At 71.1% G+C, this 19,202-nt stretch carries 18 protein-coding genes; 14 read left to right on the forward strand and 4 right to left on the reverse strand.

The features are described from left to right. Window positions 1-2 precede the first annotated feature (2 nt). The 8 genes from HCA58_RS18995 to HCA58_RS19030 all read left to right on the forward strand — a co-directional run bounded on the left by HCA58_RS18995 (window position 3) and on the right by HCA58_RS19030 (window position 8,113). Entirely contained in the window at window positions 3-971 is a 969-nt protein-coding gene (locus HCA58_RS18995) for a hypothetical protein (protein ID WP_169599178.1), read from the forward strand. Beyond that, window positions 971-1,828: a fused MFS/spermidine synthase gene (locus HCA58_RS19000; protein ID WP_169599179.1), complete on the forward strand. Its 858-nt coding sequence runs from the start codon at window positions 971-973 to the stop codon at window positions 1,826-1,828. Before HCA58_RS18995 ends, HCA58_RS19000 begins: the two co-directional genes overlap by 1 nt. Window positions 1,829-1,914: 86 nt before the next feature. Further along, complete coding sequence (locus HCA58_RS19005) at window positions 1,915-2,607, forward strand: sigma-70 family RNA polymerase sigma factor (protein WP_169599180.1); 693 nt, start codon at window positions 1,915-1,917, stop codon at window positions 2,605-2,607. Then, window positions 2,604-3,380: a zf-HC2 domain-containing protein gene (locus tag HCA58_RS19010; protein ID WP_169599181.1), complete on the forward strand. Its 777-nt coding sequence runs from the start codon at window positions 2,604-2,606 to the stop codon at window positions 3,378-3,380. Before HCA58_RS19005 ends, HCA58_RS19010 begins: the two co-directional genes overlap by 4 nt. A gap of 214 nt (window positions 3,381-3,594) precedes the next feature. After that, complete coding sequence (locus tag HCA58_RS19015) at window positions 3,595-4,269, forward strand: hypothetical protein (RefSeq protein ID WP_169599182.1); 675 nt, start codon at window positions 3,595-3,597, stop codon at window positions 4,267-4,269. A gap of 156 nt (window positions 4,270-4,425) precedes the next feature. Beyond that, window positions 4,426-5,304 carry a DNA-3-methyladenine glycosylase 2 family protein gene (locus HCA58_RS19020; RefSeq protein ID WP_169599210.1) on the forward strand — a complete coding sequence of 293 codons (879 nt, stop codon included), beginning with the start codon at window positions 4,426-4,428 and terminating at the stop codon, window positions 5,302-5,304. Between the two features lie 91 nt (window positions 5,305-5,395). Then, the gene (locus HCA58_RS19025; protein ID WP_169599183.1) at window positions 5,396-6,496 is read left to right on the forward strand and encodes an ATP-dependent DNA ligase; all 1,101 of its coding nucleotides are present in this window, start codon (window positions 5,396-5,398) and stop codon (window positions 6,494-6,496) included. 54 nt (window positions 6,497-6,550) lie between these two features. After that, window positions 6,551-8,113 carry an alpha/beta hydrolase gene (locus tag HCA58_RS19030; RefSeq protein WP_169599211.1) on the forward strand — a complete coding sequence of 521 codons (1,563 nt, stop codon included), beginning with the start codon at window positions 6,551-6,553 and terminating at the stop codon, window positions 8,111-8,113. 80 nt (window positions 8,114-8,193) lie between these two features. On the opposite strand, the gene ligD is transcribed toward HCA58_RS19030, so the two are convergent. After that, on the reverse strand, window positions 8,194-9,219 hold the full coding sequence (gene ligD / locus HCA58_RS19035; protein ID WP_169599184.1) for a non-homologous end-joining DNA ligase: 1,026 nt from the start codon (window positions 9,217-9,219) through the stop codon (window positions 8,194-8,196). Between the two features lie 47 nt (window positions 9,220-9,266). Here ligD and msrB point away from each other — a divergent pair, with 47 nt between their 5' ends. Both msrB and HCA58_RS19045 read left to right on the forward strand, forming a co-directional pair. Continuing rightward, window positions 9,267-9,671 carry a peptide-methionine (R)-S-oxide reductase MsrB gene (msrB, locus tag HCA58_RS19040; RefSeq protein WP_169599185.1) on the forward strand — a complete coding sequence of 135 codons (405 nt, stop codon included), beginning with the start codon at window positions 9,267-9,269 and terminating at the stop codon, window positions 9,669-9,671. Window positions 9,672-9,680: 9 nt separating this feature from the next. Beyond that, window positions 9,681-10,148, forward strand: a complete 468-nt coding sequence (locus HCA58_RS19045) for a GNAT family N-acetyltransferase (RefSeq protein WP_169599186.1) — start codon at window positions 9,681-9,683, stop codon at window positions 10,146-10,148. Window positions 10,149-10,166: 18 nt separating this feature from the next. On the opposite strand, the gene hemQ is transcribed toward HCA58_RS19045, so the two are convergent. Genes hemQ through hemE form a run of 3 tightly spaced genes read right to left on the reverse strand, consistent with a single transcriptional unit; the run spans window position 10,167 to window position 13,371 of the window. Beyond that, window positions 10,167-10,868: a hydrogen peroxide-dependent heme synthase gene (gene hemQ, locus HCA58_RS19050; protein WP_169599187.1), complete on the reverse strand. Its 702-nt coding sequence runs from the start codon at window positions 10,866-10,868 to the stop codon at window positions 10,167-10,169. After that, the gene (hemG, locus tag HCA58_RS19055; protein ID WP_169599188.1) at window positions 10,865-12,268 is read right to left on the reverse strand and encodes a protoporphyrinogen oxidase; all 1,404 of its coding nucleotides are present in this window, start codon (window positions 12,266-12,268) and stop codon (window positions 10,865-10,867) included. Before hemG ends, hemQ begins: the two co-directional genes overlap by 4 nt. Before the next feature lie 5 nt (window positions 12,269-12,273). Beyond that, a complete protein-coding gene (gene hemE, locus HCA58_RS19060) occupies window positions 12,274-13,371 on the reverse strand; it encodes a uroporphyrinogen decarboxylase (protein ID WP_169599189.1) in 1,098 nt (365 codons plus the stop codon). A gap of 179 nt (window positions 13,372-13,550) precedes the next feature. Between hemE and HCA58_RS19065 the strand changes: the two genes are divergently transcribed. The 4 genes from HCA58_RS19065 to HCA58_RS19080 all read left to right on the forward strand — a co-directional run bounded on the left by HCA58_RS19065 (window position 13,551) and on the right by HCA58_RS19080 (window position 19,074). After that, window positions 13,551-14,123, forward strand: coding sequence for a DUF3000 domain-containing protein (locus tag HCA58_RS19065; RefSeq protein WP_169599190.1), 573 nt, complete (start codon window positions 13,551-13,553; stop codon window positions 14,121-14,123). A gap of 78 nt (window positions 14,124-14,201) precedes the next feature. Continuing rightward, complete coding sequence (locus HCA58_RS19070) at window positions 14,202-15,542, forward strand: ribonuclease D (RefSeq protein WP_169599191.1); 1,341 nt, start codon at window positions 14,202-14,204, stop codon at window positions 15,540-15,542. A gap of 224 nt (window positions 15,543-15,766) precedes the next feature. After that, complete coding sequence (locus tag HCA58_RS19075; RefSeq protein WP_169599192.1) at window positions 15,767-16,978, forward strand: acetyl-CoA C-acyltransferase; 1,212 nt, start codon at window positions 15,767-15,769, stop codon at window positions 16,976-16,978. Continuing rightward, window positions 16,975-19,074 carry a 3-hydroxyacyl-CoA dehydrogenase NAD-binding domain-containing protein gene (locus tag HCA58_RS19080; RefSeq protein ID WP_169599193.1) on the forward strand — a complete coding sequence of 700 codons (2,100 nt, stop codon included), beginning with the start codon at window positions 16,975-16,977 and terminating at the stop codon, window positions 19,072-19,074. The genes HCA58_RS19075 and HCA58_RS19080 overlap by 4 nt, the downstream gene beginning before the upstream one ends. Window positions 19,075-19,202 lie beyond the last annotated feature (128 nt).

Consider the following 19,202-nt stretch of genomic DNA (forward strand, 5'->3'; position numbering starts at 1 on the left):
GCGTGAACCGCTTCCACGTCGACGCCTGGGATCCGGGCTACGGCGCGTCGTTCGAGGCGTCGCCGGTTGGTCCGGCCGCGCCGAGCAGCGCCCAGGTCGAGGCGGAACACGAGCTGCCGGCGGTGGACTGGCGGGCGATCGGGCCCCGCCCGGGGGTCCGGGCACCCGACGTGGTGCTGCTTGTCGACGGGGTACGCCGGATCGACGCCAGCATCTGGACGGCCGAGGAGGACGGCGGTTCGTTTCCCGGCCTGGCCGCCTCGTACGCGGCCGGGGTGGTGCGGTGCGACCTGGATCGAGGCGCGGCACAGGTGGCCGGCGCCACCGTGGGGCGGGGTCTGTTCACCGCCAGCCCGTCGGCCACCGACGTGGTGGCCGGCAACGTCCGATATCCGGTGCACCGCGTGAGTGGCAGCGGTGAGCTGGCCAAGCTGCCGGCAGCGGTCCAGGGGCCGTTGACCGCCCTCGAGGTGCAGGTCTCGGCCGCCGCTCGCACCGACGACGACCTACTGGTGGTGGACGGGCCGTTGCGTAACCGCAGGCAGCTGCCCCGCACCCTCGGCTACATCAAGACCCAGCACAGCCAGTACCTCGACGCTCGGCTCACCGCTGTGGTCACCGGTCTCGTGCCGGGCCACCGCTCGCCGGTGTTCCGGCTCGGCACGGCCTGGGGTGGCTGGTCGTGGTATCTGCGGTTGCCGGTGGCCGCGGGGGCACCCTGGGCGGGAATCGTCCGGCTTGAGTGCTCTGCCGAGCTGGAGGTCGCCGAGGCGGTGCGGTTGGCCGACCTGTCGCTCGTCACCCTGCCCCGATTCGCCTCCAGCCCGTACAAGGATCCCCGGGCTCCGCAGAATCTGATCCCGATCGCCGGCCTGGAACGGTTGCTGCGTTCCAGGCTGGGCGACACGCGACTGCTGCACCGCGCGTTGACGGTCGCCGCCCGCACCGCCGCCGACCGGACCGGTCGCTGATGGGAAGACGGCGCGACACCGACCGGATCACCGGGCCGGTCGACACGGGACTCGCCGAGCTGGTGCCGGATCCGGACCGGTCCGGCTCGTGGACGCTGCTGCTCGACGGTGTACCACAGTCGCACGTGGACCTGACCGATCCGACGTACCTGGAGTTCGAGTACGTCCGTCGGTTGGCCGCTGCGATCGACTCGGTGGCACCGGCGGGTGCCCCGCTACGGGTGCTGCACCTGGGCGGTGGTGCGCTGACCCTGCCCCGGTACGTCGGCGTCACCCGGCCGGGGTCGACACAGCGGGTGGTGGAGGTGGACGGCGCGCTCGTCGATCTGGTCAGGCGGGCGTTGCCGTGGCGGGCCGATCCTCGGCTGAAGGTCCGGGTCGGAGACGCGCGGGCGGTGCTGGCCTCGTGCCGGGCGGGCAGCTACGACGTGATCGTCGCCGACGTCTTCGCCGGTGCCCGGACACCGGCCCGGCTGACCTCGGTGGAGTACGCCGCCGAGGTGGCCCGGGTGTTGCACCCGGCGGGCTGGTACCTGGCCAACGTCGCCGACGGTCCGCCACTGCGACACACCCGGGGGCAGGTGGTCACGGTGCGGACGGTGCTGCCCCACGCATGTCTGGTCGCCGACGCCGCCGTGCTCCGTGGTCGCCGCTACGGCAATCTGGTACTCGTCGCCGGTCGGCTGAATCCACCGGTGGCCGCGCTGACCCGCCGGGCCGCCGGTGACTGGTTCCCGGGTCGGGTGCTGGCCGAGGCGGAACTCGATCGCTTCACCGGAGGTGTCACGGTGGTGCACGACGGCGACGCCGTCGACTCGACGCCACCTCCGCCGGGGATTTTCTCCGTTCGACGTTGATCCGCTCAGCCCTGCCCTCCGTACCAGTCAGCAGCCATGCCCGTTGGGGGGGGACGGCTTTCTGTCCATGGACGTCGGAGGTCTGCATGCACGCACTGGCGGTCAGTTGGCCGGGCGACCGGGTGCGGGTGGACTGGATGTCCGCCCGGTCCCAGTCGCGGCCCACCACGTCCACCCGTGGACTCGACTCTCCTGCGTCGGATCGCCAGAATAGCCCGGTGACGCCGCGACCCACCCCTGGCCGCCACCAGGCTTCCACCACCGAAGCCGCCCACTCCGACCAGTTGGTCCGCACGCTCTACGCGGAACACGCCGGGCCGCTGCTGATGTTCGTGATGCGGTTGACCGGCGGAGACCGACAACGGGCCGAGGACATCGTCCAGGAGACGCTGCTGCGGGCCTGGCGCAACGCGCACCGGCTGGGCACGCAGGGACAGGGGTCGCTACGGCCGTGGCTGGTGACGGTGGCGCGCCGGATCGCCATCGACGAGCATCGCAGTGAGCAGGCCCGCCCGGCCGAGACGTACGACCGGGACCTGACCGCTTTCGCCGAGGCCGACAGCACCGACCGGGTACTGCGGTCGATGACGGTGGCGGACGCACTCCGAACGTTGAGTCAGTCGCACCGGGAGATCCTGGTGGCGACGTACTTCCGGGGCCGGACGGTGCCGGAGGCGGCCGAGGAACTCGGTCTACCGCTGGGCACCGCGAAGTCGCGGGTCTACTACGCGCTGCGCGCGTTGCGCACAGCTCTGCAGGAGAGGGGGGTGACGGAATGAGCCGGGTTGATCACATGGACGTCGCCGCGTATGCGCTCGGCGTACTCGACGAACAGGACATGGAGCGGTTCGAGGAACACCTCGCAACCTGTTGGGCCTGTGCCGCCGAGTTGGAGACGATGGTGCCGGTGGTCGGGCTGCTCTCCGACATCGACGAAGAGTCGATCACGACATTGGAGCAGACCTACACGGAACCGGTCCTGTTGGACCGGACGCTCGTGGCACTGCGGACACACCGCCGCCGGGCCCGCTTCCGGCAGGTCCTCGCGACCGCGGCGGCCGTGGTGGTCTTCGGTGGGCTGACCGGCGTCGTGTTCAGCAACCTCAACGACACCAGTACGGCACCGCCGAGCGCCGCACCGCCCACGACTGGGTCGAACACACCGAGCAACCGCCCCGCGGACCCGGGCGACCCGGGTACGGGCGGCAACGAGCAGGAGGGCGACCAGGTCAACGTCACCGATCCGACGACGGGTGTGCGGGCGACGTTCTTCCTCATCTCGAAGGACTTCGGCACGAGGATGGACTTCAGCTTGAGCAGGTTGCCGGGGCCGCGTACCTGCCGCCTGGTGGTGCTGCGCGAGGATGGCGCCACCGAGGTCGTCTCCACCTGGTCGGTACCGGACGGAGGGTACGGCACCGTCAGCAACCCGCAGCTGCTCACCCTGTCGGCCGTCACGTCGACGAAACTGGACGGCATCAAGCACTTCGAGGTGCAGGAGATCGACTCACGCGGTGCTCAGAACACGCTGGTGACGATACCGACAGCATGATCTGCGTCGATGAAGGCCCGCCTCGGTCGAGGCGGGCCTTCGTCATTGTCGGACTCCCGCCGACAGGTGCCTTCACCTGGGGATACGGACTCACACGGACAGAAGGACCAGACGGTTCAACAGGTCGTTATGAACTTGACCACCCTTTCAAGTTCAACCTTGACAGCGTGCATCCCGTATTCCCCGGTGAACTTGTCAAGTTTGAGGAGGGCACGTGGCACAGATGAAGCGGACCGTCATCGCCGTGGGCGCCATGTTCGCACTTACGGCCTGCGCTCCCGCAGGCTACAACGGGGCGGACGCGGGCGCGGCCGAGCCGGTCGCCGTCGCCGCGGCCGACCCCACCGTGGCCGTCGATCCCGAGATCAGCGCCGACCCCGAGGCCAGTGCCGAGCCTGGCGCCTCGGCGTCCCCGGGCGCGGAGGCCGAGATCGACGCTCCCCTGCCCGACGGCGTCGAGCTGACCGACAGCCTGACCGGCAAGAAGTTCGCCCGGATGGGTAGCGCCGTGGTCAACCAGGACGGATACATCCTGTACCGCTTCGACCGCGACACCAACGACCCGCCGTCGTCCAACTGCGACGGCGAGTGCGCCGAGGTGTGGCCGCCGGCCTTGACCGATGGCGCGCCCGAACTCACGGGCGTCTCCGACGACGCCGTCGGCACCATCACCCGTGAGGACGGCACCCGCCAGATCACTCTCGACGGCTGGCCACTCTACACCTACATCGGTGACAAGGAAGCAGGCCAGTGGAAGGGCCAGGGCGTCGGCGGCACCTGGTTCGTGGTGAACCCGGACGGCAGCAAGAACCTGGAGTGCCTGCCCAAGGGCACCCCGAAGGCGGTCGCCCCGCCGTCGAAGAGCGATTCGAGCGACTCGGACTACTGATTCACCAGCGCGCCGGTGGCCGGCCGCAGCCAGCGATGGCGCGGCCGGCCACCGGCGTTCTCGACCGGCTGCGGGGGTACGCCTCGGCCCCGGACCGCCAGGTGACACAGTGAGGCGGTGATTCCATGGGCACCGACCGCGACCCGAAAGCTGCGGATGCCGCCCGGCTACCGCTTCGCGGCTTCGGTGCGCCCGCTCATCTTCAGCTCGTACGACCCGTGTGCGCGCATCGTCGGGGGCGTCCTCTGGTGGGCGGCACGCACACCTGACGGACCGGCGACCCTGGCGCTACGGCCCGACAGCGGCGATCTGGTCGCTGAGGGGCACGGCCCAGGTGCCGGTTGGGTGGTCGCGTACGCCGACTCGGTGGCCGGGCTCCGCGACGACCTCACCGGCTTCGCGGAGCTCGCCGCCAGTCATCCCGTGGTGGCGCGGCTGGCCGCCCAACAGGCAGGGCTGCGGATGCCCGCCACCGGACTGATTTTTCCTCGTGTACTGCGCGCGGTGCTGGAGCAGAAGGTGACCGGTAAGGAGGCCTACCGGGGGTACGCGGCGACGGTACGCCACTTCGGCGAGGCGGCACCGGGTCCGCTGCGGCTGCTGCTACCACCCGACCCGGCGGCACTCGCCACGGCGCCGTACTGGGTGTTCCACCCGTTCGGGGTGGAACAGCGCCGGGCCGAGACGTTGACGCGGGCCGCGCGGGTTGCCGACCGCCTGCAACGATGCGCCGATTCGGCGGAGGCCGTCCGGCTGTTGCGGTCGGTGCCGGGGGTCGGGCCGTGGACCGCCGCCGAGGTGGTCCGCGTCGCCTACGGCGACGCGGACGCGGTGAGCGTCGGCGACTACCACGTGCCCAACACAGTCGCCTGGGCACTGGCCGGCGAGCCGCGCGGCGACGACGCCCGGATGCTGGAGCTGCTGGAGCCTTTCCGGGGTCACCGAGGCCGGGTCTGCCGGCTGCTGGAGGCCGCCGCCGTGCAGGCTCCGAAGTTCGGCCCCCGGGCCCCGATCCGTTCCTTCGCCCACTACTGACTCGCCGACCTCAGGCATTCTTGACTCGCCGACCACGGAGCGAGGGTGATCCGGCTCACGACTGTCGGTGCCGTCTGGTTGACTGAGCGCCGTGGACCTGCCGATCAACCCGCCGGTGGAGCCGATGCTCGCCCGCAGTGTCAGTTCGATCCCCACCGGCCCGGGGATGACCTACGAGCCCAAGTGGGACGGTTTCCGCTGCATCGTCTTCCGCGACGGCGACGAGGTGGAGCTGGCCAGCCGGGGCGGCAAGACGATGACCCGATACTTCCCCGAGGTGGTGGAGCAGGCCCGCCGGCAGCTGCCGGCGCGCTGCGCAGTCGACGGCGAGCTGATCGTGATCCGCCGTGACGGCCCGGACGGGCAGCCCCGGCTCGACTTCGAGCTGCTCGCCCAGCGTATCCACCCGGCAGCTTCCCGGGTGAAGCTGCTCGCCGAGACGACTCCCGCCGACTTCGTCGCCTTCGACCTGCTCGCGCTCGGCGAGGAGAGCCTGCTCGCCGAGCCTTACCCGACCCGCCGCGCCCGGCTGGAGCAGGCCCTGGCCGGAGTTCGTCCCCCGGTGCACGTCACCCAGATCACCACCGACGCCGAGGTCGCGCACCGCTGGTTCGACGTCTTCGAGGGCGCCGGCCTGGACGGGCTGATCGCCAAGCCCGCCGACCTGCCGTACGAGCCGGGTAAGCGGCTCATGGCAAAAGTCAAGCATGCCCGCACCGCCGACGTGGTGGTGGCCGGGTTCCGGTGGCACAAGTCCGGTCCGGTGGTGGGCTCGCTGCTGCTCGGCCTGCACGACGACGCCGGAGTGCTGCACCATGTCGGGGTGAGCGCTTCGTTCACCATGGCCCGCCGCGCCGAGTTACTGGAAGATCTGGCCCCCTACCGTGATGCCGGGCCCGAGCACCCGTGGGTGCACGGCGACCACGAACGCGGGCAGCGCATCCCGGGCGGGGTCAGCCGGTGGACCGGCACGAAGAATCTGGAGTGGGAGCCGCTGCGCCCACAACTGGTGGTCGAGGTGGCGTACGACGCGATGGAAGGCGACCGGTTCCGGCACACGGCGCGTTTCGTTCGTTGGCGACCCGACCGTGACCCGCGCTCCTGCCGATACGATCAACTCGACCGGCCGGTCCGGTTCGACGTGGACCAGGTGCTGCGGGGTGACCCGGCGGTTCCGCCCGGGCCCGCGTAGCTTGGCCGCCGACCTGATCACGGAGGCTCGTTCGTGACCCGTACGCCGCACCGGATCCACTTTTCCCGGCTCACCGTGGCCTGCCTGGCCGCCGCCGTGGTGGTCACCGCCGGCTGCACCCTGCCGGCGTTCGCCCCTCGCACCGACGGCGACGGTGAAGCCGCGGCACCGGGGACAGCGCCGACCTGGCGTGCCTGCCCGGAGGTCGCCGACGAGGTCGTCGGCCGGCGTGCTCCGGACATCCGCTACGAGTGCACCCGAATCGAGGTGCCCCGGGACTGGGCCGGCGGCAGCGCCGCCACGACCGGTCCCGGTGCCGCGGAGACCTTCGAGATCGCCCTGCTGCGGGCCCGCTCCGCCAACCAGCGCGACCGGATCGGCTCCCTGCTGGTCAACCCGGGCGGCCCCGGCGGTTCGGGCGTCGACACCGCCGTGTATCTGTCCTTCGGCGAGCAGTACGGCGGTCTGCCCGAGGCCATCCTCGAACGCTTCGACATCGTCGGCTTCGACCCGCGCGGCGTGGCCCGGTCCAGCCCGGTCGAGTGCATCCCGGACGCCGACCTCGACGCCGTCTTCGGCTTCGACCCCGACCCGGAGAGTCAACAGGCCTTCGACGATTTCGTCGCGCTCAACCAGCGCATCGGCCAGGGCTGCGGCGCGAGGTACGGCGACCAGCTGCCCCTGTACGGCACCGAACAGGCAGCCCGTGACATGGACGCGATCCGGGCTGCCGTGGGCGACGAGAAGTTGACCTACCTCGGCTACTCCTACGGCACCCTGCTGGGCGCGACGTACGCCCAACTGTTCCCGCAGCGGGTGCGGGCGTTGGTGCTCGACGGCGCGGTCGACCCCCGACTAGGGCTGATCGAAGGTTCGGAGAGCCAGGCCAGGGGTTTCGAGCGCGCCTTCGACAACTTCACCAGGTGGTGCGCGGCGAATGCGGCGCGTTGTCCGATCGCCCCTGACGCCCGGGCGGCGGTCACCTCCGCGATCGACAAGGCCGAGGTTTCCCCTGTCCGTTCCTCCGACGGACGCGAGGCCAGCCCCGGCTGGATCTTCTACGCGATCGTCTCCTCGTTGTACTCGGAACCCGGCTGGGAGCAGCTGGCCCAGGCCATCGACCGGCTGGACGAGGGCAATCCGACAGACGTGTTCCGGCTGGCAGACAACTACACCGACCGCGACTCCGACGGCACCTACAGCAACCTCTTCGACGCCAACCTGGCCATCAACTGCGCCGACGAGGAACAACGTCCCGGCCTGGATCGCATCCGTGAGCTCCAGGCCCAGTGGCGCACGCAGTACCCGCTCTTCGGTGCACCGCTCGCCAGTGGTCTGGTCTCCTGCACCGAATGGCCCGGCGGTAGTGACCCCTACCCGACCGGGCGCGCCGAGGGTGCCCCACCGATCCTGGTCGTCGGCACCACGGGCGATCCTGCCACCCCGTACGAGCAGACTCCGGCCCTGGCCGAGATGCTCGGCGTGGGCAGGGTACTCACCTGGGAGGGCGAGGGCCACACCGCGTACCCGCAGACCACCTGCATCACCGAGGCCGTCGACGCGTACCTGATCGACCTGACCGTCCCTGCCGAGGGTGAGCGCTGCCCGGCGCGCTAGCCGGCCCCCGGACCAGATCGAGAGGCCGCCGCCCGGCCCTCGACGCCGGGCGGCCGGGACGAGAGCACGGCAGGGGTGGGTCAGCGGGGACGGTCGCGGTCCTTGGACGGCTGGACCCGCTTCGGTTCGCCGGGCATCTTTGGGTGGTCCGGCGGGTACGGCAGGTCACCCTCGCCTGCGGCGGCGTCCCGGGCGGCCCAGTCCAGCAGCGGGGTGATGTCCCACCCGGACTCGTCGATGTCGGCGTGCGGGTCGCCGCGCTGGGACAGCCGCTCCGGCACGGTACGCAGGTCGAAGTCGTCCGGGTCGGCGTCGGCCAGTTCGTCCCAGGTGACCGGGGTGGAGACCGTCGCCCGCGCATTGGCGCGCAGCGAGTACGCGCAGGCGATGGTGCGGTCCCGCGCCATCTGGTTGTAGTCCACGAAGACCCGCTCGCCGCGTTCCTCCTTCCACCAGGCGGTGGTTACCAGGTCGGGCCGGCGGCGGGCCAGTTCCCGGGCGAGCGCGATGGTGGCCCGGCGCACCTCGACGAACGTCCAGCGTGGCTGGATGCGCAGGTAGACGTGCACCCCCCGACCGCCGGAGGTCTTCGGCCAGCCCGGTACGCCCAGCTCGTCGAGGATCTGCCGCAGCTCGGTGGCGGCCGTCGCGGCGTGGGTGAAGTCGGTGCCGGGCTGTGGATCCAGATCGACCCGCAACTCGTCGGGCCGGTCGACGTCAGCGGAGCGTACCGGCCAGGGGTGGAACACCACGGTGCCCATCTGCGCCGCCCACGCCACGTGAGCCAGGTCAGCCGGGCACAGCTCCGCGGCCTTGCGCCCGCTGGGAAAGCTGATCTCGGCAGTCTGCACCCAGGGCGGTACGCCCCGGGTCGGCACCCGCTTCTGGAAGAACATCTCTCCTTCGACGCCGTCAGGGAAACGCTGCAACGTCGTCGGCCGGCCGCCCAGCGCCCGCATGATTCCCTCGCCGACGCTCACGTAGTAGCGGAACACGTCGGATTTGGTGAAACCCCGCTCAGGGAAGATCACCCGATCGGGGCTGGACAGCCGTACGGTGTGCCCCGCCACCTCGATCTGCTCGGCCGCAGCCTTCGTGCCACCCATGGCGCGACGATATGCGAGGGGTACGACCTGCGGCGTACCGTTGACCCGTGAGTCTTCCCGACAGTGAACTGCCCCGCACCGAAGACGAGTGGCGGGTCCGGCTCAGCCCCGCCGAGTTCCGGGTCCTACGTGAGCACGGCACCGAACCTGCGTGGACCGGCGAGTACGTCGACACCAAATCGCCCGGTACGTACCGGTGCCGGGCCTGCGGTACCGAGTTGTACCCGAGCGACACGAAGTTCGACTCGCACTGCGGCTGGCCGAGCTTCGACGACGCCATCCCGGGCGCGATCAGGGAGATCGAGGACAACTCCCTCGGTATGCGCCGCACCGAGATTCGTTGCGCCCGTTGCGACAGCCATCTCGGCCACGTGTTCCGTGGTGAGGGGTTCACGGAGAAGGACACCCGGCACTGCGTGAACTCGCTCTCCATCCGCCTGGACCCGAGCTAGCCTGCCGGGATGCCTGACCCAGAGCTGCACCGCGCCGGGTTCGCCGAACTGGACGCCCGCACCTTCCACGACCTGGCCCGACTACGCGTCGACGTGTTCGTCGTCGAGCAGGAATGCCCGTACCCGGAACTCGATGGGCGCGACGTCGAAGCCGGCACCCGGCATCTGTGGCTGGCCCAGGACGGCGCCCCGGTGGCGTACCTGCGGATTTTGGCCGAGCCCGACGGGGTGGCCCGGATCGGACGGGTGGTGGTGGCGCCGACCGCCCGGAGCGCCGGGTACGCGGGACGCCTGATGACGGCGGCGCTGGGCGAGATCGGTGACCGCCGGTGTGTGCTGGACGCCCAGTCACATCTGGTGGAGTTCTACACCCGGCACGGCTTCACGGTGAGCGGGCCGGCGTACGTCGAGGACGGCATCCCACACACGCCGATGCACCGACCAATACTGGAAACCGCTTTCCCTATCGAGGGGTAGCCCTCCTTGCCCGGCACCTCAGGCGAGGGCGGAGACGAGGTCGGCGACGGATCGCCGCCGACCGGTGTAGAAAGGCACCTCCTCGCGTACGTGCAGCCGGGCGCGGGAGGCACGTAGGTCACGCATCAGATCGACGATCCGGTGCAGTTCGTCGGCTTCGAAGGCGAGCAGCCACTCGTAGTCGCCGAGCGCGAACGAGGCCACCGTGTTGGCGCGTACGTCCGGGTAGCCGCGAGCCATCTGACCGTGCTCGGCCAACAGTTCCCGCCGCTCGGCATCGGGCAGCAGATACCAGTCGTACGAGCGGACGAACGGGTAGACGCAGAGGTAGGCGCGGGCCTCCTCGCCGGCCAGGAACGCCGGGATGTGGCTCTTGTTGAACTCTGCCGGCCGGTGCAATGCCATCTGGGACCAGACCGGGGTCATCGCCCGTCCGAGGGCGGTCCGCCGCAACCTCAGGTACGCGTCCTGGAGGGCATCGCTGGACGAGGAATGCCACCAGATCATGAGGTCCGCGTCGGCGCGCAACCCGGCGACGTCGTAGGTGCCGCGTACCACCACGTCCTTGCCGGCCAGTTCCTCGAACAGCGACTCGACCTCACCGGTGACGTTGTCGCGCAGCGACGGCAGCGGCGCGCTGGCCCGGAACACCGACCACATGGTGTAGCGGACCGTGGAGTTCAGTTCCTTCAGTCGGGCCGCGTTGCTCTGCTCGGTCATCTCCCCGATCCTTCCAGTGCTGTGATGATCTCGTCGGCTGCCGTCTCGCCGGAGCGTACGCAGACCGGGATGCCGACCCCGTCGTAGCCGGCACCGGCCAGCCGCAGCGTCGGATGCGCCCGCCGCAACACCGACCGGGCGGCGGCAACCCGGTCGAGGTGGCCGGGGGTGTACTGCGGCAGTGCCCCACCCCAACGTTGCACGTGCCCGGCGATCGGCGCCGGCAGCGCCGTTCCCAGCACCGCCGACAGCTCCCGGTGCACGGTGGCCGCCAGATCCTCGTCGGTGCGGTGAAGCTGCGCCTCGTCGCCGTACCGGCCCACCGACGCGCGTACCAGAGCCAGCCCGTCCGGCCGGCGTAGGTGCCCCCACTTGGTGGTGGAGAAGGTGGCCGCCTTCACCAGCAGTCCCTCCGTTGCGGGTACCAGGAAACCGGAAAGTTCCGGCAGCGCCGGCTCAGGCAAGGCGAAGGTGACGAGTGCGACGCTGGCGTAGTCCAGCCCGCCGATCTCCTCCGCCGCCGACGGAGCGACGTCGGCGAGCAGACGCGCCGCCGGCCGAGCCGGCACCGCCAGCACCACCGCGTCGACGTCGACGTACTCGGGGTCGCGGGCAGGGCCGACGACCAGCCGCCAGCCGGCCGCCGTCGGGGTGAGTTCGCGTACCGCCGCGTGGTGGCGCACCGCCGCGCCGCTGGCCGTCGCCGCCGCGTCGACGAGGGTGCTCAGCCCCCCGTCGAGAGTGCCGAAGACCGGCTCGCCGGGGGCTCGCGGCACGGCGGCCTGCGCCGCGCGTACCGCGTCGAGCAGCGTGTGCTCCACCCGGGTGGCCCGGGCCAGCGCCGGCATGGTGGTGACGAGCGACAGGTCGTCGGCGCGGCCTGCGTACACCCCGCCGAGCATCGGGTCGACCAGACGGTCGACCACCTCGTCACCGAACCTCGCCCGTACCAGGGCACCCACGGAGACGTCGCGGACCGGGTCGAGCAGCGGCCCACCGCCGTCGCGGTCGCCGTCGCGGGTAGGCTGCGCCACCGTCGTCACCTTCGCCAGGTCACCGGGGACGCCGACGAGCGTGCCACCGGGGATCGGACGCAGTCCGCCGGCCACGGCGAGCGCCGCCTGCCCGACGGTGGGGTGCACGATCCGTCCCGCCAGGCCGAGCCGGTGGACCAGGGCCACGGCGGCGGACTCCCCACCGGCCGGGTCACGCATCAGGAACGACTCGGCGCCGAACTCGACCGGCCCGCCGGCCAACTCGCCGGTGCGCAGCTTGCCGCCGAGCGCGCCGGACTGCTCGTACACCGTGATGTCGACGTCGGCGCGGTCGCGCAACCGGACCGCGGCGGCCAAGCCGGCGATGCCGCCGCCGACCACCGCCACCCGCCGCCGCGTCGCCACGACGGTCAGCCCTGGTCGGCCGGTCGAGCTGACAGCTCGTGCACGAGGGCGACCACCCGGGTCAGCACCGCCGGATCGGTTTCCGGCAGCACACCGTGTCCGAGGTTGAACACGTGTCCGGGCGCGGCCCGCCCCTGCTCCACGACGCGGCGCACCTCACCCTCCACCACCGGCCACGGTGCCAGCAGCAGGGTCGGGTCGAGGTTGCCCTGCACGGCCCGCTCCGGCCCGATCCGGCGGGTCGCGACGTCGAGCGGGGTACGCCAGTCGACGCCGACCACGTCGGCCCCGGCCTCGCCCATCGCACCGAGCAGTTCGGCGGTGCCCACCCCGAAGTGGATGCGCGGCACCCCGGCGTCGGCGAGCCCGGTGAGCACGGCAGCCGAGTGGGGCAGCACGAACCGGCGGTAGTCGGCCTCGGAGAGCGCGCCGGCCCACGAGTCGAACAGCTGCACCGCCGAGACCCCGGCGTCGATCTGGACGCGCAGGAACGCCAGGGTCACCTCGGCCAGCCGGCCGGCGAGGGCGTGCCACAGCTCGGGCTCGCCGTACATCAGCGCCTTGGTCTTGGCGTGGGTACGCGACGGGCCACCCTCCACCAGATAGCTGGCCAGTGTGAACGGGGCCCCCGCGAAGCCGATCAGTGGGGTGTCGCCGAGTTCCTCGACCAGCAGCCGGACCGCCTCGTCGACGTAGTCGACGTCGTCCCGGCCGATGAGCCGGATCCGTTCGACGTCGGCGCCGGTACGTACCGGTTCGGCGACCACCGGCCCGGTGCCGGGCACGATGTCCAGATCGACCCCGGCGGCGGCCACCGGCACCACGATGTCGCTGAACAGGATCGCCGCGTCCACCCCGTGCCGGCGTACCGGCTGAAGGGTGATCTCGGTGACCAGGTCGGGACGGCGACACGACTCCAGCATCGCCACGTTGGCCCGGATCTCGCGGTACTCCGGCAGCGACCGCCCGGCCTGACGCATGAACCAGACCGGGGTGTGCGGGACCGACCGGCGGCGGCACGCCCGCACGAAGGGCGAATCTGCGGGTCCACTCGGGCGGGGTGCGTCGTCTCGGGCGGCGGTGCCCGTGGTGTCGGTGGTCATCGCGGCAATCGTGCCACGCCGCCGATCGTCACCTCGCGCCCACCACCATCATCGTGACCTGACGCGAAAGGACGGGTCCCTTCCTGACGAGCAACGCCGTCGGCATCCGTGGATCATCGAGGTGGCGATCGTCGGCGTGCCGGCGCGACCTGATCCGTGCGGCGGCTTAGGCTGCGGGCATGGCCCCCCCGATCGCGCTTCCGGACACGTTCGCCCGCGCGGTGGCGGGTCTCCGGTCGGCGACGCCCCGGGCGGAGATCCAGCTGGAGGAGGTGGGCGCCCCGCAACGGCTGGCCCCGTACTCGTTCGCGCTGTCCGCGTCGGTGCTGCGTGACGGTGAGGAGATCGCCAGCGGGCGGCTCATTCTGCTGCACGATCCGGCAGGCCACGAGGCGTGGCAGGGAACACTGCGACTGGTCACCTACGTGACGGCCGAGATGGAGGTCGACCTGGCCGCCGATCCGCTGTTGCCCGGGGTGGGGTGGACGTGGTTGACCGATGCCCTCGACGCACAGGACGCCGGTTACCGGGCCATCGGCGGCACGATAACGCAGACCATGTCGACCCGATTCGGGGAGCTGGCCGGCCCGCCGGCAGCCGGCGACGTGGAGATCCGCGCTTCCTGGACACCGACCGGCGTCGGCCTCGCCGCGCACCTGTCCGCCTGGTGCACGCTGCTCGCCTCCACTGCCGGCCTGCCGCCGCCCGGCGTGACCGCTCTGCCGGAACGCCGCCCCGCCGCCACTGGCTGAGTACACTCGGGCGGCACCGGTCGACACGCGGCGGGGCGGGTGGCGGCACTCGATCCACTCGCGCACTAGGGTTGTCAGGTGACCGACGAACCACCCCTGCGCCGTCGGGCCGCCGCAAGCCGTACGGGAAACGACACGCAGTACCCGCCGTCGGCGCGGTCGGAGCCCTCGGACGCGGGGACCGAGCCCACCGAAGGCCAGTCCGTGCCGCTGACCGCGCCCCGCGAGGGCACCCCCGAGCCGGTCGCCGATCCAGGGCGGTATGCCGAGGTGGTTGCCCGCTTCGCCGGCGGAGCCGGGCCGGTGGCCCTGGACGCCGAACGTGCCTCCGGCTACCGGTACAGCCAACGCGCGTATCTCGTCCAGCTGCGGCGCGCCGGTGCCGGCACCGTGCTCATCGATCCCCTGCCGTTGCCCGACCTCAGCGCCCTGGACGCCGTGATCGCCGAGGCGGAGTGGGTGCTGCACGCGGCGAATCAGGATCTGCCCTGTCTCGCGGAGTTGGGGCTGCGGCCCCGGCGGCTGTTCGACACCGAGTTGGCGGCGCGGCTCGCCGGTTTCGAGCGGGTGGGTCTCGCCGCGCTGACCGATCAGTTGCTCGGGTTCAGCCTGGAGAAGCACCACTCTGCGGCGGACTGGTCGAGTCGGCCGCTGCCCGAGTCCTGGTTGACCTACGCCGCTCTGGACGTGGAGTTGTTGACCGATCTGCGCGACGCGCTCGACGCGGAGTTGACCCGGCAGGGCAAGTCGGGGTGGGCTGCGGAGGAGTTCGCCGCGCTCGTGCGAAGCGGTGCCCGACCGCCCCGGGTACGCGCCGAACCGTGGCGGCGGACCTCCGGGATACACCGGGTCCGTGGTGCGCGGGCGCAGGCCCGGGTGCGTTCCCTGTGGTACGCCCGGGATCAGATTGCCGCCCGGCGTGACTCGGCACCGGGTCGGGTGCTGCCCGACTCGGCGATCGTCTCGGCGGCGGAACTTGACCCGAGGGACGAGAAGTCGCTGCTCACGCTGCCGGGCTTCGGTGGTCGGTCGGTTCGGCGGTTGGCGCGTACCTGGTTGGCGGCGCTCGACGACGCGCGGCAGTTGCCGGACGACGCTCTTCCGGTGGCACCGACCGTGGAGGGTCCGCCCCCGCCGCACCGATGGGCGGAGCGGGATCCGGCTGCCGCTGCCCGGCTGGCCCGTTGCCGCGAGGTGGTGTTGCGGCTGGCCGGCGAGCACAATTTGCCCCCGGAGAACCTGATCTCTCCAGACACCATCCGTCGGGTCGCCTGGGAGCCTCCGGAGGAGATCACCGAGGCCTCTGTCGCGGATGCGATGCGCGGACACCATGCCCGCGAATGGCAGATCGCTCTTCTCCTCCCCGACCTTCCCACCGCCTTGTCTCCCTCCTCCGAGAGCGCACCCCCGCCTCGCTGACCAGGAGGTCTGGTCGGCGCCACGACGGGGGCCGACCGAATTCTCCGGATCGTCACCGCCTCGCGGGGGTGCCGGCGGCAATGTGGGGTGGGTTACAGGGGGAGGTGACACGGCGATTATTACTGGCGAGTAGCATCGGGGAAACGCCAGTGCTGGCGACCTTCGTCCGGTCCGGTGTGCCGTCCGGCACACCGACCGGATCGTGGTCGGATAGGAGGCTCATCGTGCCCCGTGAAGTCCGGGATGTCGTCTTCGTCGACGGCGTCCGCACCCCCTTCGGCAAGGCGGGTGGCATGTACGCCAACACCCGCGCCGACGACCTGGTGATCCGCTGCATCCGCGAACTGCTGCGCCGCAACCCCCAGCTGCCCCCGGAACGGGTCGAGGAGGTGGCGATCGCCGCCACCACCCAGATCGGCGACCAGGGCCTGACCATCGGTCGTACCGCGGCGCTGCTCGCCGGCCTGCCGAAGAGCGTCCCGGGTTTCGCCATCGACCGGATGTGCGCCGGAGCCATGACCGCCGTGACCACCGTCGCCGGCGGTATCGCCATGGGGGCGTACGACATCGCGATCGCCGGGGGCGTCGAGCACATGGGCCGCCACCCGATGGGTGAGGGCGTCGACCCGAACCCGCGCATCATCGCCGAGAAGCTGGTCGACCCGTCCGCGCTGGTGATGGGCTCCACCGCCGAGAACCTGCACGACCGGGTCCCGCACATCACCAAGCAGCGCACCGACGCGTTCGCGCTCGCCTCGCAGCAGAAGACCGCGAAGGCGTACGCCAACGGCAAGCTCCAGGACGACCTGGTGCCGGTGGCGATCCGCGACGAGGAGAACGGCTGGGGACTGGCCACGGCCGACGAGGCCCCCCGGGACACCTCGATGGAGAAGCTGGCCACCCTGAAGACCCCGTTCCGCCCGCACGGCAAGGTCACCGCCGGTAACGCGGCCGGCCTCAACGACGGTGCCACCGCCAGCCTGCTCGCCGACGAGGCCACCGCCCGCGAGCTGGGCCTGCCGGTCGCGATGCGGTTGGTGTCGTACGGCTTCGTCGGCGTCGAGCCGGAGGTGATGGGGGTCGGCCCGATCCCGTCGACCGAGAAGGCGCTGCGCATCGCCGGCCTCACCATCGACGACATCGGCCTGTTCGAGCTGAACGAGGCGTTCGCCGTGCAGGTGCTTGCCTTCCTGGACCACTTCGGCATCGCCGACGACGATCCTCGGGTCAACCCGTGGGGCGGTGCGATCGCCATCGGTCACCCGCTCGCCTCCTCTGGCGTACGGCTGATGACCCAGCTCGCCCGGCAGTTCGCCGAGCACCCGGAGGTCCGCTACGGCATCACCGCCATGTGCATCGGCATCGGCATGGGCGGCACCGTCATCTGGGAGAACCCGCACTGGACCGGGTCCGCCAAGGAGGGTGGAGACAAGTGAGCCTCAGCGCACCGAACGAGGTGGTCACCAGAGCCCTGCTGCGGCAGGTGAACGTGCCGGGGCTGGACCGGCCGGCCGCCCTGATCACCCTGGACAACGGATTCGACCACACCAAACCGAACACCTTCGGGCCCGGCGGCCTCACCAGCCTCGACGAGGCCATCAGCACCGCTCTGGCGGCCGACCCGGCGTTCATCGCGGTCACCGGCAAGCCGTACATCTTCTGCGTCGGTGCGGACATCACCGGCCTGCCGCAGCTCGCCGACCGCGAGCAGGCACTGGAGATCGGCCGGCTGGGTCACCGGGTCTTCGCCCGGCTGAAGGACAGCCCCGTACCGACCTTCGCGTTCGTCAACGGCGCGGCGATGGGTGGTGGCCTGGAGCTGGCTCTGCACTGTCACTACCGGACCCTGTCCGCTGGTGCGGCGGCCCTGGCGCTGCCGGAGGTCTCCCTCGGACTGATCCCGGGATGGGGCGGCACCCAGTTGCTGCCGAACCTGATCGGCATTCCCGCCGCCACCCAGGTGATCATTCAGAACCCGCTGATGCAGAACAAGATGCTCAAGCCGAAGCAGGCAGCCGAACTGGGTATCGCGGACGTGCTGCTGGAGCCGGCGGACTTCCTGGAGCGGTCCCTGGAGTGGGCCGCCGGTGTGGTCCGGGGGCAGGTCGAGGTGACCCGGCCCGAGGTCGACAAGGACATGTGGGCCGGCGTGCTGTACTTCGCCCGGCAAACCCTGGACCAGCGGTTGCACGGCGCGGTACCAGCCGCGTACAAGGCGCTCGACCTGCTGGAGACGGCGAAGGACGCGGACTTCGCCACCGGCACCGCTGCGGAGGACGAGGCCCTCGCCGACCTGGTCTTCTCCGAGGAGCTGCGCAGCGGCCTGTACGCCTTCGACCTGGTGCAGCGGCGGGCCAAGCGGCCGGCCGGCGCGCCGGACAAGGGCCTGGCCCGCCCGGTGACGAAGGTCGGCATCGTCGGTGCCGGTCTGATGGCCAGCCAGCTGGCGCTGCTGTTCGCCCGCCGACTCCAGGTGCCGGTCGTCCTGACCGACCTGGACCAGGCCCGAGTCGACAAGGGCGTGGCCTACGTGCACGCCCAGATCGAGAAGGCGGTCAGCAAGGGCCGGATGGACAAGGGCACGGCCGCGAAGCTGTACGGCCTGGTGTCCGGCTCGCCCAACGCAGAAGCCTTCGCCGCGTCGGCACCCGGCCAGCTCACGTCGTTCGCTGACTGTGACTTCGTCATCGAGGCGGTCTTCGAGGACCTGAACGTCAAGAAGCAGGTCTGGGCCGAGCTGGAGAAGATCGTCAAGCCGGAGGCGGTGCTCGCCACCAACACCTCCTCGTTGTCGATCACGGCGATGGCCGCGGAGCTGGAGCACCCGGAGCGGGTGGTCGGCTTCCACTTCTTCAACCCGGTCGCGGTGCTGCCCCTGCTGGAGATCGTCCGGGGCGAGCAGACCGACGACGCCACCCTGGCCACCGCGTTCGCGGTCGGCAAGCAGCTGAAGAAGTCGAGTGTGCTGGTGAAGGACGCCCCGGCATTCGTGGTGAACCGGCTACTCACCCGCTTCCTGGGCACCGTGTTCGCCGCCGTCGACGCCGGCACCCCGCTGGAGGTGGCGAACCGGGCACTGGACCCGCTGGGTCTGCCGATGCGTCCCCTCGCGCTGCTCCAGTTGGTCGGGCCGGCCGTCGCGTACCACGTGGGCGGCACCCTGCAGACCGCGTTCCCGGACCGGTTCGACGTCAGCGAGAACCTGAAGCGGATCGCCGACTCCGGTCAGCCGATCGTCGTCGACGACGAGATCAACGCCGAGGTGGCGAAGCTGCTGGTGGTCGGCGACCAGCCACTCACCGAGGAGCAGGTACGCCAGAACGCGCTCGACGCACTGGCACAGGAGATCCGGCTGATGCTTGACGAGGGTGTCGTCGCAGAGGCGCAGGACATCGACCTGTGCATGATCCTCGGTGCTGGTTGGCCGTTCCACCTGGGCGGTGTGACGCCGTACCTGGACCGCACCGGCACCAGCGAGCGGGTCACCGGTGGGCGGTTCCTGCCGCGCGGCGCCGCCAGCCTGGACGGCTGAGCGGCGACGAACGACATGGATCGCGGTGGTCACCCGACGAGGGTGGCCACCGCGATTCGCTTTCGGTGCCGACCGGTGCGGATGGAGCAGCTGGCTACGATGACCGACCCCACCCGAATCCAGGAGCT

The organism is Micromonospora sp. HNM0581 (genome assembly GCF_012726175.1).
Lineage (GTDB): Bacteria > Actinomycetota > Actinomycetes > Mycobacteriales > Micromonosporaceae > Micromonospora.

Coding starts and splice junctions, on each gene's coding strand:
- HCA58_RS19045 (WP_169599186.1), top strand. CDS start 9,681: ATGCCTGACCCAGAGCTGCACCGCGCCGGGTTCGCCGAACTGGACGCC.
- ligD (WP_169599184.1), bottom strand. CDS start 9,219: ATGGGTGGCACGAAGGCTGCGGCCGAGCAGATCGAGGTGGCGGGGCAC.
- hemE (WP_169599189.1), bottom strand. CDS start 13,371: ATGACCACCGACACCACGGGCACCGCCGCCCGAGACGACGCACCCCGC.
- HCA58_RS19000 (WP_169599179.1), top strand. CDS start 971: ATGGGAAGACGGCGCGACACCGACCGGATCACCGGGCCGGTCGACACG.
- HCA58_RS19010 (WP_169599181.1), top strand. CDS start 2,604: ATGAGCCGGGTTGATCACATGGACGTCGCCGCGTATGCGCTCGGCGTA.
- HCA58_RS19065 (WP_169599190.1), top strand. CDS start 13,551: ATGGCCCCCCCGATCGCGCTTCCGGACACGTTCGCCCGCGCGGTGGCG.
- HCA58_RS19020 (WP_169599210.1), top strand. CDS start 4,426: ATGCCGCCCGGCTACCGCTTCGCGGCTTCGGTGCGCCCGCTCATCTTC.
- hemQ (WP_169599187.1), bottom strand. CDS start 10,868: ATGACCGAGCAGAGCAACGCGGCCCGACTGAAGGAACTGAACTCCACG.
- HCA58_RS19005 (WP_169599180.1), top strand. CDS start 1,915: ATGCACGCACTGGCGGTCAGTTGGCCGGGCGACCGGGTGCGGGTGGAC.